The 15,468-nt window shown below is 50.9% G+C and carries 15 protein-coding genes; 13 read left to right on the plus strand and 2 right to left on the minus strand.

What is annotated here, in order from left to right; all coding sequences use genetic code 11:
• The first annotated feature begins 177 nt into the window (after positions 1-177).
• Together MKX76_RS27260 and MKX76_RS27265 are read left to right on the plus strand one after the other, a co-directional pair.
• Positions 178-627 carry a MarR family winged helix-turn-helix transcriptional regulator gene (locus tag MKX76_RS27260; protein WP_007131684.1) on the plus strand — a complete coding sequence of 150 codons (450 nt, stop codon included), beginning with the start codon at positions 178-180 and terminating at the stop codon, positions 625-627.
• A 49-nt stretch (positions 628-676) separates the two neighbouring features.
• The gene (locus tag MKX76_RS27265) at positions 677-2,179 is read left to right on the plus strand and encodes a DHA2 family efflux MFS transporter permease subunit (protein ID WP_341035082.1); all 1,503 of its coding nucleotides are present in this window, start codon (positions 677-679) and stop codon (positions 2,177-2,179) included.
• 144 nt (positions 2,180-2,323) lie between these two features.
• Here the strand turns inward: MKX76_RS27265 and MKX76_RS27270 are convergent, their stop codons facing one another.
• Positions 2,324-2,488: a DUF1328 domain-containing protein gene (locus tag MKX76_RS27270; protein WP_007131682.1), complete on the minus strand. Its 165-nt coding sequence runs from the start codon at positions 2,486-2,488 to the stop codon at positions 2,324-2,326.
• 299 nt (positions 2,489-2,787) lie between these two features.
• Between MKX76_RS27270 and MKX76_RS27275 the strand changes: the two genes are divergently transcribed.
• The 11 genes from MKX76_RS27275 to MKX76_RS27325 all read left to right on the plus strand — a co-directional run bounded on the left by MKX76_RS27275 (position 2,788) and on the right by MKX76_RS27325 (position 14,922).
• Complete coding sequence (locus tag MKX76_RS27275) at positions 2,788-3,315, plus strand: DUF948 domain-containing protein (protein WP_007131681.1); 528 nt, start codon at positions 2,788-2,790, stop codon at positions 3,313-3,315.
• Positions 3,316-3,380: 65 nt separating this feature from the next.
• Entirely contained in the window at positions 3,381-3,902 is a 522-nt protein-coding gene (locus MKX76_RS27280; protein ID WP_144870059.1) for a hypothetical protein, read from the plus strand.
• 91 nt (positions 3,903-3,993) lie between these two features.
• On the plus strand, positions 3,994-4,338 hold the full coding sequence (locus MKX76_RS27285; RefSeq protein WP_007131679.1) for a general stress protein: 345 nt from the start codon (positions 3,994-3,996) through the stop codon (positions 4,336-4,338).
• Positions 4,339-4,597: 259 nt separating this feature from the next.
• On the plus strand, positions 4,598-5,773 hold the full coding sequence (locus MKX76_RS27290) for a SpoIIE family protein phosphatase (RefSeq protein ID WP_007131678.1): 1,176 nt from the start codon (positions 4,598-4,600) through the stop codon (positions 5,771-5,773).
• Positions 5,770-9,429 carry a response regulator gene (locus tag MKX76_RS27295; RefSeq protein WP_341034922.1) on the plus strand — a complete coding sequence of 1,220 codons (3,660 nt, stop codon included), beginning with the start codon at positions 5,770-5,772 and terminating at the stop codon, positions 9,427-9,429. Before MKX76_RS27290 ends, MKX76_RS27295 begins: the two co-directional genes overlap by 4 nt.
• Before the next feature lie 111 nt (positions 9,430-9,540).
• Complete coding sequence (locus tag MKX76_RS27300) at positions 9,541-10,407, plus strand: CheR family methyltransferase (protein WP_028405770.1); 867 nt, start codon at positions 9,541-9,543, stop codon at positions 10,405-10,407.
• 22 nt (positions 10,408-10,429) lie between these two features.
• The gene (locus tag MKX76_RS27305; RefSeq protein WP_007131675.1) at positions 10,430-12,112 is read left to right on the plus strand and encodes a response regulator; all 1,683 of its coding nucleotides are present in this window, start codon (positions 10,430-10,432) and stop codon (positions 12,110-12,112) included.
• 129 nt (positions 12,113-12,241) lie between these two features.
• A complete protein-coding gene (locus tag MKX76_RS27310) occupies positions 12,242-12,565 on the plus strand; it encodes an STAS domain-containing protein (RefSeq protein WP_007131674.1) in 324 nt (107 codons plus the stop codon).
• Between the two features lie 30 nt (positions 12,566-12,595).
• Positions 12,596-13,045: an anti-sigma B factor RsbW gene (gene rsbW / locus MKX76_RS27315; RefSeq protein WP_007131673.1), complete on the plus strand. Its 450-nt coding sequence runs from the start codon at positions 12,596-12,598 to the stop codon at positions 13,043-13,045.
• Positions 13,042-13,812 carry a sigma-70 family RNA polymerase sigma factor gene (locus MKX76_RS27320; protein WP_007131672.1) on the plus strand — a complete coding sequence of 257 codons (771 nt, stop codon included), beginning with the start codon at positions 13,042-13,044 and terminating at the stop codon, positions 13,810-13,812. The genes rsbW and MKX76_RS27320 overlap by 4 nt, the downstream gene beginning before the upstream one ends.
• Positions 13,813-13,941: 129 nt before the next feature.
• Positions 13,942-14,922 carry a magnesium transporter CorA family protein gene (locus tag MKX76_RS27325; RefSeq protein ID WP_144878986.1) on the plus strand — a complete coding sequence of 327 codons (981 nt, stop codon included), beginning with the start codon at positions 13,942-13,944 and terminating at the stop codon, positions 14,920-14,922.
• 126 nt (positions 14,923-15,048) lie between these two features.
• On the opposite strand, the gene MKX76_RS27330 is transcribed toward MKX76_RS27325, so the two are convergent.
• Complete coding sequence (locus MKX76_RS27330) at positions 15,049-15,468, minus strand: DUF5665 domain-containing protein (protein WP_007131670.1); 420 nt, start codon at positions 15,466-15,468, stop codon at positions 15,049-15,051.

The following is a 15,468-nucleotide window of genomic DNA, read 5'->3' on the forward strand; positions in this document are numbered from 1 at the left end:
TTCAGAAAAACCAAGAAAATTTAATATGTAAAGATTGACACGAGTATTTTCGCCTACTATAATCATTAATTGTTTAACAAAAAATCTTTTAGTACTAAAGTATTTAGAGAGCCGTGTTTCGAGAGACCCCGGGCTCTAAATCAATCGGTGCTGGATGGTAAAGGAGCGGGCGGGACGATGCCGATTCGGAATGAAATCCTGGAGTTGGAGATGTTATTCAAGAAGATGCTTCGGACGATTCAGAATGAATGGCAGAAGGAAGGCTTCCCTAAACTAGGCAGGACGCAATATACGGCTTTGGAAAAACTTCATGAGCAGGGCCCCCTTCGGTTGTCGGATTTGGCCGATTCGATTCATGTTACTTGCGGGGCCGTGACCGGTATCTCGGACAAATTGATTGATGGCGGATTTGCCCGCCGTGTTCGGGATCAGGTGGATCGCAGAGTCGTGCATCTTGAAATTACCGAGCAGGGCAGTGAGCTGATTACCCAGCTATCCAAGAAGCGGAATGAATTGAGCGAGATGTTGTACGGTTTTTTGACGGATGAAGAAATTAAGCAGCTCGGCTGCTTGTACCGAAAGATAACAGCGAACATTGAGCATATCCAAGGTAAGCTGTCCACATAGAAAAATCCGTAGTTGTGCAAACTTACTTAAGAAAGAGAGTGAAGCGATGATGAGTACCCATACTGCGGTTCGCCCCGGCGAACCTGTTAAGAAAGGGCCAATTATAGCAGCCCTGATGATCGGCGCTTTCGTCGCCATCCTGAATCAGACCCTAATGAACGTTGCTCTGCCCAGCATCATGGAGAATCTGGCCATTAAGCCGACGGTTGCCCAGTGGCTGACAACCGGCTTTATGCTCGTAAACGGCGTTCTTATTCCTGTAACGGCTTATTTGATCGCGCGTTTTTCGACGAGGCAATTATTTATAAGCGCGATGCTTCTGTTTACGATTGGGACATTGGTCTGTGCTATCAGTCCGAATTTCGCATCCCTGTTGACCGGACGTCTTGTCCAGGCTGCAGGTGCAGGCATTCTTATGCCGCTGATGACAGTTGTGTTCCTGAACATCTTCCCGGTGGAGAACCGGGGCAAAGCGATGGGCATGATGGGTATCGCGATGATCTTTGCGCCTGCAATCGGTCCGACGCTCTCCGGCTACATCGTGGAGCATTACGATTGGCGCGTTCTGTTCTATATGATCCTTCCGTTCTCGGTGATCGCTACGCTGATCGGTATTTTCTTCCTGAAAAATGTCACGGAAGTCAGCCGGCCAAAGCTGGATATGCTTGCCGTCATTCTGTCGACGCTCGCGTTCGGCGGCCTGTTGTACGGCTTCAGTGATGCTGGCAATGACGGATGGTCAAGCACGCCGGTCATTTCGACGCTTGCCGTCGGTACGGTTGCGCTAATCCTGTTCGTGTGGCGCGAGCTTAAGGTCAAGGATCCGATGCTCGAGTTCCGAATCTTCAGATACAATATGTTCACGCTGACCACTCTCATTAACGTCATTGTTACGATGGCCATGTACGCCGGTATGATTCTGCTGCCGATTTATTTGCAGCAAATCCGCGGCTTCACTCCGGTTGAATCCGGATTGCTCATGCTTCCGGGAGCGATCCTGATGGGCATTATGTCCCCGATTACCGGCGCGATCTTCGACCGGGTCGGAGCGAAGTGGCTTGCCGTAATCGGCCTTGCCATCACGGTCATAACGACTTGGGAGTTCAGCAATCTAAGCGAAACGATGTCCTACGGTATGATCATGATCATCTATACGGCCCGTATGTTCGGCATGTCGATGCTGATGATGCCAATCCAGACCGCCGGACTGAACCAGCTGCCACGCAGCCTGAACGCGCACGGAACGGCCATGTCCAACACGCTCCGTATGATTTCCGGCTCGATCGGTACAGCCATTCTCGTAACGGTCATGTCTACGCAAGCTCAAAGCCATGGCGAGGCTTTGATGAAGACCGGTACGTTCGATCCGAATAACCAGGCGGATCTTCTTCGCCTGAGCCATGAGTCTACGATATATGGCATTAACTACGCCTTCGTCATTGCGACTTGGATCGCTGTCGCCTCGCTTATTCTGGCCTTCTTCATTAAGAAGACGAAGCCGGCGAAAGAGCCTGCCCCTTCGGGAACCAAGGAAGCGGCAACGACGGTGTAATGGAACATTACCAGATAACGAACTAAAAACGGGTGTCCCCCCTGCAGCATGGCCGCAGGGGGGACACCCGTTTCTTTTTGTGCAGAGGAGGAGGTTGCCGTTCCTCTTTATGTCTAAGCTGTAAGCAAAGAGCTTCTGATATCACTACATGCTTCGTCTGCGTCCGGTAAATAGAGTAATGATAAACAGGACGACGAAGATGAAGAACAGCACCTTCGCGATGCTGGCGGCAGCTTCTACGATGCCGAAGAAGCCGAAGATTCCTGCGATCAGCGCAATAATCAGAAAGATTACGGACCATTTCAACATAAGGATTCACCCTGCTTTCTGAATTGATTTTTGGAACAGTTTGAAGCAGTCGGATATGGTTCCTTTAGGGTGCCGGCAAGCCGAATATCCGGACCGGCTGGAATCTGACGTGGATCGTCTCTATGCGGCACCCCGCCTTCGTAGTGTTCTTTAACCGCGGCGATCCGAGCTGAAACAAGGCTGCTTGGCCGTATCCCGTGAATAAAGGTGCAGCTGGCCGGAGCTTGTTTCGCGGGCTGAGGGATAGGGTAACTATTGCGTAACCAAAACCAACATACGGGAAGGAGAGGTCGTACATCATGCTAACCCAAATCAGTGTTGCGATCATTGCTGTTGCTTTCGCGGTCCTGGTCGTTTATCTGATCAAGACGTTGAAGGCAGCGACCCAATCGCTCGAAAAAGTAACCCAAACCCTTCAGGAGGTTCGAACCACGATTGACGAATTGAGCTATGAAGTTAAACAGACGATCCGCAACACCAATGATATAACGGTCGATGTTCAGCACAAAATGAAGCAGATCGACCCGGTCATGGACACCGTTCGTAATCTGGGAGAAGCGCTGAGCGAGGTAACCTATGCGGTTAAACAGATATCCGCCGGCATGGTCAGCCGTTTCAAGCAGGCCCGGCTTGAGAAGAAGCAGCCGGTGGAAGCCGAGCAGCCGAAACATCTGCCTCTGACGGCCGAAGAACGTACGTTGCAATCCTATGACGCGGTATACCATCAGCAGGAGCAAAGCAAGCCGTCAAAGAGCCGGAATTGGCTCGCTTACGTAGATACTGCGATCGGGCTGTGGAACAGCTTCCGCCGCCAAAAAGCAAGATAAGCTGACGCTGATGTCAGGATGCCATTTTTACGTAAGCAGTTAAGCGGAAGAAAGGAGGAGGTCGCATGTGGAAGGTCATCGTCTTAGCAGCGGGACTTTTGATGTACTTGGGGGGTGAAGCGGGGAATCCTGCGAACACGGCAGGCATGTCCCCGGGGATCGTTCATGCCGCAGAAGCCGGGCAAGCACACAGCAGCGACAACTCTCCGCAGAGCTACGGATCGTTAAACGGCATAACCTTGACGGATCGCAAGCAGGACGTTATACGCAAGCTGGGAATGCCAGACCAGGTCAAGCGTGATGCTATAAGCGGAGTGACAGAGTTTCATTATAAAGATATGGAAGTCGGGATTCGACGTGGCTTGACCGAGTATGTTCATGTGAAGCCATCGGCCAAAAGCTTCCGGGTTGAGGACCGGTCGGTTGGAATGACTTCGGCACAGATCCGGACGGCGCTGGGCAAGCCGTACTTTAAAGCGGAGGACGGCGATGTATATTTGAACAACGGCCGTGCGCTGAAGGTATTTAAGAATCGTGAAACCGGACAAATAACCGGCGTTGATTTATTTTTCGATTATCTGGAGTAAAAGGTGTTTCAAAGCAGAGCGTTATGGTTAATAACCATTGGACTATAACCTATTATATCGAGTAAATCATCAAATAGGGGAGGTTTTCGTTATGGCATCAACAAATACGAAGTCTTATGCGAAAGTGGTGGAGAACGGGACGCTGGCCGTTCAGGAGGTTCAAAATCTGAGGCAGTCCGGTTATGATAACGACCGCATATATGTACTGGCTCATGATGCGAATCATACGGACCGGATTGCTGACGTATCGGATGCCAGCACGGTAGGTTTGAAGGAGGAAGGGGTAATCGATGCGGTGGCGAATTTCTTCCGCTCGCGCGGCGATGAACTGCGTGCCAAAATCGTATCCCTAGGATTTACGGAGGCGGAGGCGGCTTTCTATGAGAAGCAACTGGATCTTGGCAAAGTGCTTGTTGTTGCCAAAAGAGACGATTGACCTAAGCAGAAGCGGTGTCTGTGTTGATATTGAGGGAAGGCACAAGTATAGCGGGTCAAAGCATAGATAAGGAATGGGACTTTGAGAGGTCTCATTCCTTATCTGTGTTTTGCAAGAATACGTTATGGCCATCCGCTAGACGATGGAAATATCATGGAGAAGAGCCTTTTTCTTAGATGAGAGATTAGGATTATTCGTATAGTATACTAGTAGGAAAAATAGATTTCTTTCGTATCAGAGAGCGTTGAAGGAGAGGACAATGAGAATATTAATCGTGGACGACAATCCGACTAACGTCATTATTATTCGAGAGATCTTGAAGAAAGAGAAGTATCGGGACACGCTATCTGCATCTTCAGCGCTTGAAATGTTCGAGCATCTTGGCCTGGAAGATCACGGAAGGGCGAAGTGTCCCCGAAGAGCCGGGATTGACCTGATTCTGTTAGACATGATGATGCCGGAGATGGACGGAATCGAAGCTTGCCGTATTGTCCAGCAATACGATCATTTGAAAGATATACCCATTATTATGGTCACCGCCGTCGGCGATTCGAAGAAGCTTGCAGAGGCATTGGATGCCGGGGCCGTGGATTACGTGACCAAGCCGATCAATAAGGTAGAGCTCATGGCGCGTATTCGCCTCGCGCTTCGGCTGAAGCATGAGAAGGATTGGCATATTGAGAGAGAGCAGCGGGTCCAGGAGGAACTGAGGCTGGCGGCAAAGGTGCAGAACGCGGTGTTAAGCTCTCCGATTGAAGATGAATTGCTTGAAATTCACGCGCTATACCAGCCTTCGGCAGAGCTCGCCGGTGATTTATACGCGTGGTATCCGCTGGGAGATGGACGCTATGGCGTCATCCTGCTGGATATGATGGGGCATGGGATCACTTCGTCCCTCTTTTGCATGTTCATCGCTTCGGTCCTCAAGGACACGGTGACCACCTATGTTGAGCCGGAGAAGGTCATTCAGGAATTAAACCGCAGGTTCAACCAGCTGCATATCGAGGATCAATTGATCCAGTACTACTTCACGGCCATCTATCTGGTGGTGGATACCCGCCTGAAGCGGGTGGACTATGTAAACGCCGGTCATCCGCCCGCACTTTTCTTTGGGGAAGATGGAAGCGTCCAGACTCTGGATCAAGGCTGCTGCCCGGTCGGTCTGTTCGACCGGATTGACGAGATGGAGCCAAGAAGCCTTCATTACGAGGGCGACGGCCATTTGGTGTTGTACACGGACGGGATATTGGAACAGGTTCCGGGGGGGCATGACGAGAAGCTGGAAGATCTGAAGCAGCATTTGAGCGGCCCTCATCACTGGAGAGAGAACGAAGTCATGGAGCGCTATTTCGTCGACGATCCGTCCCAGGAACGTGAGGATGATAAATGTTTGGTCTGGATCACGCTTAGAGAGAGGGAGAGAACAGATTCATGAAACTTAGAAGCAAGTTAATTATCGGTTTTTCGACCTTGCTTGCCCTTATGCTCGTTCTTACATTGATCGGATATGACCGGGTCAGTTATATGAAGAGCCAGATGGATACGATATATGATGAGCGCTATGACAAGGTTCGGACTTCAAGCGCTCTTCGAGGTGAAGTCAATGACATGGCGCGTTTACTTACAAATGCGGTCATAAGCAATGATCAAGGCACCTTCTCCGTATCAAGGCAGCAGATCGAGACGATGACGGAGGAAGCATTCGAATATTTCAAGTCAATTAGTGGAACCGTCAATACCGCCGAGGAGCAGCAGCTCCTTACCCGGATTGATAAGGCGCTCAATGACTATATCGTGTATCAGAATAAAACGCTGGATCTGCTCTCGAAAGGCAGCTCGGCGGAGGCGAACACACTCCGCAACACCACGGGGCAGACCGTCCAGGAGGAGGCTCTGTCGAGCCTGAATGAGCTGAGTGCCTATCAAAATATGAAAATCTCCGACGATATTGCCGCCGCCCGGGCTGCCTATAACCGTTCGGTCCAAATCTTCATCTATATTATGGCAGGCGGGCTGCTGATCGGGCTTCTGGTTATAGCCTGGATCCTCCCAAGCATTACCCGAGGCATTAATGTGGTATCCATGATGCTGAAGAGCTTTGGGGAAGGCCGCCTGAAGGCGATCCGCCGCATCAAGGTAACGTCGAAGGATGAGTTTGGCGATGTGGCGCGCGTATTCAAGGAACTGTCCGATGACATTTTGGAGAAACAGCAAATTGAGCAATCCTATTTGCAGGCCCAGCAGGATCAATCCTGGATTAACTCGAACATGGCCAAAATGACGGAGCTGCTGCAGGGCATCCATTCGCTCGAAGAAGTCGGGCAGCGTTTCATTAGTGAATTTACGCCGGTGCTTGGCGCGCATTACGGCGCGATTTATATCCGCCAGGAGGACAAGCACCCCAACCGGTTGGAAATGAAAGGATCCTACGCGTACGAAGGAGATGGGGAGCCCAAGGATGCCTTCATGGTTGGAGAAGGGCTTGTCGGGCAGGCGGCGCTGGATAAGAAGCCGATTTTGCTGAATAGCCCGCCTGAAAGCTATATAAATATTCAATCGGCCTGGGGCGCCGCTAAACCAAGCTCCATTATGATTTACCCGCTGCTGTTCGAGGGTGAGGTGCTGGGGGTTGTGGAGCTGGCATCCTTTGAAGAGAGAACGGTGCTGCAGGAGCAGCTGATGTCCCAGCTTAGCGAGTCCCTCGGCATCATTCTGAATAATATTATGGGGCGTCTGCGGGTTGAACAGCTGCTTCGGGAATCCCAGGCGATGACGGAGGAGCTGCAGGTGCAATCCGAGGAGCTTCAGACCCAGCAGGAAGAGCTTCGCCGCACCAACGAAAATCTGGAGGAGCAGACGCAGGCCCTTAAGCGCTCGGAGGATTTGCTGCAGCGTCAGCAGGAAGAGCTGGAGCACTACAATACCGAGCTTGTAGCGAAGACGCGTGCGCTTGAAGAGCAAGTGCAGCAGGTCGAAGAGAAGAACTACGAAATCGAGAAGGCGCGCGAGCAGCTGGAGAAACAGGCGCAGCAGCTCGCAACGACAACGAAATACAAATCCGAGTTCATGGCGAATATGTCCCATGAGCTTCGAACGCCGCTGAACAGCTTGCTTATTCTCTCTCAGCTTCTGACCGAGAATAAGGAAGGAAATTTAAGCGAGAAACAGATCGAATATGCCCAGACGATCTATATGTCCGGCTCCGATCTGCTTAAGATGATCGATGAAATTTTGGACCTGTCCAAAGTCGACGCCGGCAAGATGGAGATCAATTACGAGGAGGTTCAGCTGCCGGAGATCGAAACCTTCGTGGAGCAGAACTTTGCAGCGGTTGCGGCCCGTAAGCAAATCGACCTTCATGTACGCTTCGGGGAACGAATCCCGGAATCCATCGTAACCGACGGACACCGGCTGAAGCAGATTCTACGCAATCTGTTGTCGAATGCATTTAAGTTTACGACGAGCGGTTCCGTGGAGTTGAAGGTGGAGCTGGCGGAGAAAGACCAGCTGCCGCCAAATCTGATTGCGGATGCCGACTATATTGCTTTCTCCGTGCAGGACACCGGAATCGGCATCCCGGCCGACAAGCAGGACTTGATCTTCGAAGCGTTCCAGCAGGTCGATGGCACGACAAGCCGCAAATATGGCGGTACCGGCCTGGGGCTGTCGATTAGCCGGGAGCTCTCACGGCTTCTTGGAGGCGGCATTGTGTTGGAATCGGCTGAGGGACAAGGAAGCTGCTTTACGCTGTTCCTGCCGACCCGCCTGCCTGAAGCAATCTCTCGGAGTAAGGGGGAGGCAGCGGCATCGATCGAGGCGCCAACGACCGAATTGGTAATGCCGAAAGCGAAGCTTGTAGCCAAAGAGGTTAGGCCAGCAGTCCAGGTTGACGACGACCGAACGAATTTAGGACCGACCGACAAGGTGCTCCTTATTATTGAGGATGATATCAAGTTTGCGAATATTTTGCTGGATATGGCCAGAGGCCGCGGCTTCAAAGGCTTGGTTGCCTTACAGGGCGACATCGGCCTGCAGATGGCCAAGTCGTATAAGCCGGATGCCATCATCCTAGATATCCAGCTTCCGGTCATCGACGGGTGGTCTGTCCTTGGCGAACTGAAGAGCTCGGCTGAGACCCGCCATATCCCGGTGCATGTCATTTCGGTCGTGGATGAAGTCAAGCAGGGGCTTATGATGGGCGCCATCGCTTATCTGAAGAAGCCATCGTCCCGTGAAGCGCTCGAGAACGCATTTACGCATATCGAATCGTATACGGAGAAATCGATGAAGCATCTGCTCATCGTCGAGGATAACGACGTTCAGCGCAATTCGATCATCGAGCTGATCGGCCACGATGACGTGTCCATAACGGCTGTATCCACAGGGGCCGAGGCGCTCAGCGAGCTGCGGAAGAAGCGATATGATTGCATGGTGCTGGATTTGATGCTGACGGATATGACGGGCTTTGAACTGCTGGATCAAATTCGTGACGACGAGGATCTGACGGATCTCCCGATCATTATATACACCGGTAAGGATCTGGATTCGAAGGAAGAATTGCAGCTCCGGAAATACGCAGAATCGATTATTATCAAGGATGTGAAGTCGCCTGAACGGCTTCTGGACGAAACAACGCTGTTCCTGCACCGGGTAGAGGCTGATCTGCCGGAGGACAAACGGAAAATATTGCAGAAGCTTCATAATAAGGAAGAGCTGTTTGAAGGCAAGAAGATTTTGCTCGTAGATGATGATATCCGGAATGTTTTTGCCCTCTCCAGCGTGCTTGAAGGATACAACATGGATGTGACGTTTGCCGAGAACGGCCGCGAAGCGATCGAGCTGCTTCAGGAGAATCCGGATTACGATCTGGTCTTGATGGATATGATGATGCCGGAGATGGATGGCTACGAAGCGATGCGCCGTCTGCGGGAAATGCCTGTGTTCGAGAAGCTCCCGATTATTGCCCTGACAGCTAAGGCGATGAAGGAGGATCGGGCGAAATGCATTGAGGCGGGAGCGTCCGATTATATGAAGAAGCCGATTCAAACCGAGCAGCTTCTGTCGTTGATGCGGGTTTGGCTGTATTCGTAAACGGCTTTTATGGGTAATGAACAAATAGCATAGAAGTCTGCGTTCAAAGAGCCGGTTTTTTCAGCACTTTGAACAACCTCTATAAACATTTGGAAAGCGGTGCAGAGGGTAATGTCATCTAAGGACCATACTGAATCAGAAATATGGAGAGAAGATAACGGCAAGGAGCTGGAGCAGATCGAGATCGAGCTGCTGCTGGAAGGCATCCATCGCTTTTACGGCTATGACTTCCGCAACTATGCCATCCCCTCCCTCCGCCGGAGAATTTGGCATCATGTCCATGCGGAGGGCGTACAGACCATATCGGCGCTCCAGAATAAAGTGCTTCATGACCGCGAATGCTTCCAGCGGTTGGTATATAATCTGTCGATCCCGGTAACGGAGATGTTCCGGGACCCGAATTTGTTCCTGACGTTCAGGCAAAAGGTCGTCCCGCTGCTTCGCACGTATCCGTACATTCGGATATGGCATGCGGGCTGCTCGACGGGCGAGGAAGTTTATTCGATGGCGATTCTTCTTCACGAAGAAGGGCTGTTCGAGAAGTCCCGGATCTATGCGACGGACATGAATTCCCGTTCCCTTCAGCAGGCCAAAGAAGGCGTGTTCGACATTAGACGGATGAAGCAGTATACGAAGAATTATATGGAGGCGGGCGGTACCCGTTCGTTCTCCGAATACTATACAGCGAAATACAATTCGGTTATTTTTCAACCTTTCCTGAAGAAGAACATGATTTTTGCAGAACATAACCTGGCAACGGATCGCTCCTTTAATGAATTCAATGTGATCTTTTGCCGCAATGTCATGATCTACTTCAACGACGAGCTTCGGAATCATGTACACGGACTCTTCCATGAAAGCCTGAGCCACTTCGGGATTCTGGTTCTCGGAGCGAAGGAGTCCATTCATTTCACGGATTATAGCGATTCGTACGAGGCGCTGGATCGAGTCGAAAAAATTTACCGGAAGATTAATTAGAAAGCTTTTCTAGGAGGATTCCATGGGGTTTCACGAACCGATTCATATATTGCTGGTTGATGATCGTCCTGAAAACCTGCTTGCCCTTGAGGCTGTTCTGGACAGCGAACAGTATACGCTGGTTAAAGCAACCTCGGGGGAAGAGGCTTTGAGGTACTTGTTGAAGTATGATTTTGCCGTTATTGTACTCGATGTCCAAATGCCGGGCATGGACGGGATCGAAACCGCAAGACTGATTAAGGCGAGAGACAAGACGAAGGATATCCCGATCATATTCATTTCCGCTAACAGCAAGGAAGCGGAGCATTTGTTTGCCGGTTATTCCGCCGGCGCCATCGATTATATGGTGAAGCCGTTTATCCCTCAAATCTTGAAATCGAAGATCGAGGGCTTTGTCGATATGTATCAGACGAATAAGCGGCTGAAGATTCAGTCGATGCAGCTGCATCAGAAGACGCAGGAGCTTGAAAAAATCAATCAAGAACTGATCAAGGCCAAGGAAGAGGCCGAAATCGCAGCCAAAGCCAAGACGGAATTTCTGGCCATGATGAGCCATGAGATCCGCACGCCGATGAACGGCGTCATTGGCATGATCGATTTGCTGATGGATACCGATCTGGAGGAGGAGCAGCGGGAGTATGCAACGATTATCCGGAAAAGCGCGGACTCGCTGGTTGCCATCATTAACGATATTCTCGACTTCTCCAAAATGGAATCCGGCAAGATGGAGCTGGAGGAATATCCGTTTGATCTTCATTCCTGCGTACAGGAAGTGTTCGGCCTGTTCTCCGGTGAAGCGGCCAAGAAAAGTCTGGAGCTTTCCTATTACATTGAAGATTCCATTCCATCGATGGTTTTCGGCGATATGGGACGTCTGCGTCAGGTCCTGATCAATCTCGTCTCCAATGCCGTGAAATTTACGAATGAAGGCGGCGTCTATCTGGTCGTGTCGCTCACCCAGGCTGAGGGGGACCAGTTGACGCTTCAGTTTACTTTGAAGGATACGGGAATCGGAATTTCCGCCGAGAAGATGGACCGCTTATTCCAACCGTTCTCCCAGCTGGATTCCTCGATGACCCGCAGATACGGCGGCACCGGATTGGGTCTGGCCATCTGCAAATCGCTGGTTCAAATGATGGGCGGCCAAATCGTCGTGGAATCCAAGGAGGAACAAGGGGCGACCTTTGTGTTTACCATTTGTGTCCGTGCGCATGAGGAGGATAACCACCGTTTGCGGGAAGAGCAGCAGAACTCAAAGTACAGAGTGCGCGGAGTAAATCAACCCAGAATTATGATCGTGGACGACCATCCGATAAATCGCAAGCTGATGGACAGCATGCTTGGCAAGATGGGCCTTCGTGCAGATATGGCAGAGAACGGCAAGCAGGCTGTCGACCTCGCGGCCAGCTCCAAGACCTCCTATGATTTGATCTTTATGGATTTGCAAATGCCCGTCATGGACGGCCTTGAAGCGGCACGTCAGATCCGGGGGTTATGTTCAGAAGAGGACCGTCCGGTGCTTGTGGCCATGACCGCTAATGTGATGGACGGAATCCAGAAGCGCTGCCAGGAGGCCGGGATGGACGAGTACCTGAGCAAGCCGGTCAAATTCAGCTGCGTGGAGCAGCTCTTGTCCCGTTATATTCCTTGGGAATCGGAAGATCAGGGGATGCATGCTTCCCCGATACGGATTGGTAACGCATAGGGCTTGCAGCGGGTGCAGCAGGATCTGCGAATTCCCATAAATTAGCTTCGCCGCATTTGCTGCATTCTGATTCAACAAGCAACATATCGGGTTATGAAAAGAGAAAACAAATTTCGGGAGAGAGTGTCTATGAATACAAAAACGAATGATAAGTTCAATGCCAAGACTCATATGAATGATGGTGTATGCACCGTGTTTTTGAGCGGTGAACTTGATTTATCCGTCGCTCCTGATTTTCGGTTGGTCATGGAACCCCTTGTCGGCAACTCTGAAATAGACTTGATCGTCAACATGAAGGAAATGACATACATTGACAGTACAGGCATAGGTATTCTTCTATCGATCCTGAAAGCGAGACACGGCATGCAGGCCCGTTTTGCGGTTGAGGAAGTTCCGCCTCAAATTCAGAAGTTGTTTGATATGACGGGTATTGCGAAGTTCTTTCAGACATAGAAGAATTCCCATAGGAAAGGATCGAAAGAGATGAATTCAGATGTACAAACCGTAACACTGCGTTTGCCGGCCAATGCTGAGTATGTGGATATTGTCAGGTTGAATTTGTACGGGATCGCCTCGAAGATGGGGTTCTCGTATGAGGAAATTGAAGATATGAAGGTCGCCGTGTCCGAGGCATGCAACAATTCGGTACTGTATGCGTACGGGCAGGAAGGCGGCATGGTTGAGGTTCTTTTTCAAGTGGCCGATGAGTCGTTATCCATTACGGTCAGAGACGAAGGGGAGAGTTTTGACAGTGTGGGAACGGTTGGCAGCCCGACCCTCCATGATAAGGATCTCAGCGAGGTCCAGATCGGAGGACTCGGTTTCTATCTGATGGAGGCGCTGATGGATGAGGTGAGCGTAACGAACCAGACAGGGAAGGGAACCGAGGTTACGCTGACCAAGCGCCTTGCAAGAAGTGAGGAGCGGGTATGAGTGATAAGGCGACTCCCCCAGAGTCCAGAGATGAAGCCGTAGACTTAATACGGGAATATCAGCAGACGAAGGATAACGACGTTGCAACCGTGCTGATACAAAAATATGAGCCGATGGTAAAAATGGCGGCAGGCAAGATTGCCCGCAATCGCCCCGACCTGTACGAGGATCTGTACCAGGTGGGCCAGATGGCTTTAATTCGCTTGCTTCAACAGTATGATATCAGCTTAGGGATTCCTTTTGAGCCCTATGCCATGAAGAGCATGATCGGTCATATGAAGAACTTCCTCCGGGATAAGTCATGGTATATCCAAGTGCCGCGCCGGATCAAGGAGAAGGGAGCTTTGGTGCAGCAAGCCATCGATGAGTTAATGGTGAAGCTGGAGAGATCCCCTGATGTGAAGGAGATTGCGGAATACTTGGATTTATCGGTTGAAGAAACCGTCGAAGTGCTGGCCGGACGCGAATGCTATCATTATGTATCATTGGATTCTCCGTTATCCCAGGAAGAGACGGGGGCCACGCTTGGTGAATTAATCAGCTCGGATGTGAATGATTTCGATTCCGTGGAGAAGCGCATGGATCTTCAACAGGCGATGAGCCAATTGAAGGAACAGGAACAGAAGGTGCTGCTGTTGGCATTTCAGGAGGGACAGTCCCAGCGGGCAATTGCCCAGCGGCTGGGGGTATCGCAAATGAGCGTTTCCCGTATCCAGAAACGCGCAACGGAAAAACTGAAGCAGATCATGTCGAGCAATCTCTACTGATATGGACAAGCCTCGGGATGACAGAAGCAGAAGTAACGGCATATAAGGCATGCTTTCCCCTCAATGAGGATAAGCGTGCCTTTTTTGGAATTAATAAAGATATACGCTCATAAGTGGAGGTGGGAGATGATGCTAAGACCGGATCAAAGCGATGGCCGTGATGTATATTCATTTGCAGGAGGATGGACGTGGTTTGATGTCCGGACGAATGACTGGCTGTCTCCGTGGATCGGCGAGCTCCGGATGCAGTACCCCTATTCGGGGGAATGGTTTGACCTTGCCTCGTCTTTAAAGGGGCGGAATTACTTGTCCGTCCGCTTTAAAGGGGGAGTGGAGCCCGTTCTTATGGGCACGATGCTTTACCATGTTACGGAGGGGGCTCCGCAGGTCAGCCGTTCGGAGCAGTATTATTTTTATGTGGAAGACGGGATTCTGATCACGGTTAATCTGGATGATTACACACGCAGTGCCATGGCTGAGGAGGACAGGAGATCGATGCTCCATCAATGCGAGCGGCCGATCGATGGTCTCTGTGTTCTTGCCCGTACCATCCTGCATTATTTCCATGAGGGTATGGATCGTTTCGAAGGGAATCTTCGCCTTGTGGAGCAAGACATGCAGAAGCACAACCGGCGATCGCTATTGGACCGGATTTTGACAGCGCGGTTTGAGCTGCTGGATTGGAACAACTTGTTCATTCCGTTTCAAGAGCTGATTGCGGCGATGAAGGAAGGATATCATGACAGCCTCGAAGGCAGCCGTTCTTTTCAGCAGCTTCGTCACCGGGTGGAGAGGCTTGAGCAGCTGTTCCGCCATTATGAGCGGGAAATCGATACGCTGGTATCGATTGATGATGCGGTGTCCAGCTTCCGGGGCAATGAGATCATGAAGACGCTGACGATCTTTACGGTCGTGTTTACACCCCCTACCGTGATCGGTGGGATCTGGGGGATGAACTTCGAAAATCTTCCAACCATTAAAACATCATGGGGATTTACCGTGATCATCCTGATTACCCTTATATGGATGTCAGGCATCTATCTATGGATGCGGAGTAAGGGATGGACAGGGGATCTGCTTCGGGTGAAGTCCAGAGATAAAAATATATAAGATTCATCATAACATCTTCAAGATAACGAACAAAGGTCCCTTCTTAGGGCTTGCAGCCAACCTTAGGAAGAGACCTTTCGCTTTATGGGTTGCATGGAACAAGGGATAAGAAATCCGTCAACGCGGTTACCTTGCCTGATCGACATAGCCTTGCAGATCCGCTATAAAATCGCCGATCATCGGCACGTTGACGAAGAAGCTGAGAATGTAGCCGAGGAGACCGAGGACAAGCGCAGTGCCTAAGGTCAAGCCAAGCCCCCGGGCAAGCCCTGCCGTCAGATTAGCGATAATGCGTTTCTTGGGGTTCATGTAATTGTCGATCAAATCCTTCATCTCGGACTTTTCCAGAGTCCCCGCGATTTTGTCGAGCCGCGAGTTCAGCTTCTTCACCTCGTGCCGGAGCTCAAAGGGATGCTCCTGCACATCCTCAGGGACGGCAGCCTTCCGTTCTTCCTCTTTCGTCGGAGATTCATAGCGCGGCCTACGCTCGCTTCGAGAAAGGCCGGCGAAACGTGACCCGCTATCATACGGATTTGCTTTACTCAT

The sequence above is a fragment of the Paenibacillus sp. FSL R5-0810 genome (assembly GCF_038002285.1).
GTDB classification, from domain to species: domain Bacteria; phylum Bacillota; class Bacilli; order Paenibacillales; family Paenibacillaceae; genus Paenibacillus_AQ; species Paenibacillus_AQ lactis.

What these genes read in the sequence shown, in the direction of transcription:
- MKX76_RS27260 (WP_007131684.1), top strand. Translation starts at nt 178, where the DNA reads ATGCCGATTCGGAATGAAATCCTGGAGTTGGAGATGTTATTCAAGAAG.
- MKX76_RS27265 (WP_341035082.1), top strand. Translation starts at nt 677, where the DNA reads ATGAGTACCCATACTGCGGTTCGCCCCGGCGAACCTGTTAAGAAAGGG.
- MKX76_RS27270 (WP_007131682.1), bottom strand. Translation starts at nt 2,488, where the DNA reads ATGTTGAAATGGTCCGTAATCTTTCTGATTATTGCGCTGATCGCAGGA.
- MKX76_RS27275 (WP_007131681.1), top strand. Translation starts at nt 2,788, where the DNA reads ATGCTAACCCAAATCAGTGTTGCGATCATTGCTGTTGCTTTCGCGGTC.
- MKX76_RS27280 (WP_144870059.1), top strand. Translation starts at nt 3,381, where the DNA reads ATGTGGAAGGTCATCGTCTTAGCAGCGGGACTTTTGATGTACTTGGGG.
- MKX76_RS27285 (WP_007131679.1), top strand. Translation starts at nt 3,994, where the DNA reads ATGGCATCAACAAATACGAAGTCTTATGCGAAAGTGGTGGAGAACGGG.
- MKX76_RS27290 (WP_007131678.1), top strand. Translation starts at nt 4,598, where the DNA reads ATGAGAATATTAATCGTGGACGACAATCCGACTAACGTCATTATTATT.
- MKX76_RS27295 (WP_341034922.1), top strand. Translation starts at nt 5,770, where the DNA reads ATGAAACTTAGAAGCAAGTTAATTATCGGTTTTTCGACCTTGCTTGCC.
- MKX76_RS27300 (WP_028405770.1), top strand. Translation starts at nt 9,541, where the DNA reads ATGTCATCTAAGGACCATACTGAATCAGAAATATGGAGAGAAGATAAC.
- MKX76_RS27305 (WP_007131675.1), top strand. Translation starts at nt 10,430, where the DNA reads ATGGGGTTTCACGAACCGATTCATATATTGCTGGTTGATGATCGTCCT.
- MKX76_RS27310 (WP_007131674.1), top strand. Translation starts at nt 12,242, where the DNA reads ATGAATACAAAAACGAATGATAAGTTCAATGCCAAGACTCATATGAAT.
- rsbW (WP_007131673.1), top strand. Translation starts at nt 12,596, where the DNA reads ATGAATTCAGATGTACAAACCGTAACACTGCGTTTGCCGGCCAATGCT.
- MKX76_RS27320 (WP_007131672.1), top strand. Translation starts at nt 13,042, where the DNA reads ATGAGTGATAAGGCGACTCCCCCAGAGTCCAGAGATGAAGCCGTAGAC.
- MKX76_RS27325 (WP_144878986.1), top strand. Translation starts at nt 13,942, where the DNA reads ATGCTAAGACCGGATCAAAGCGATGGCCGTGATGTATATTCATTTGCA.
- MKX76_RS27330 (WP_007131670.1), bottom strand. Translation starts at nt 15,468, where the DNA reads ATGAGTAAAGCAAATCCGTATGATAGCGGGTCACGTTTCGCCGGCCTT.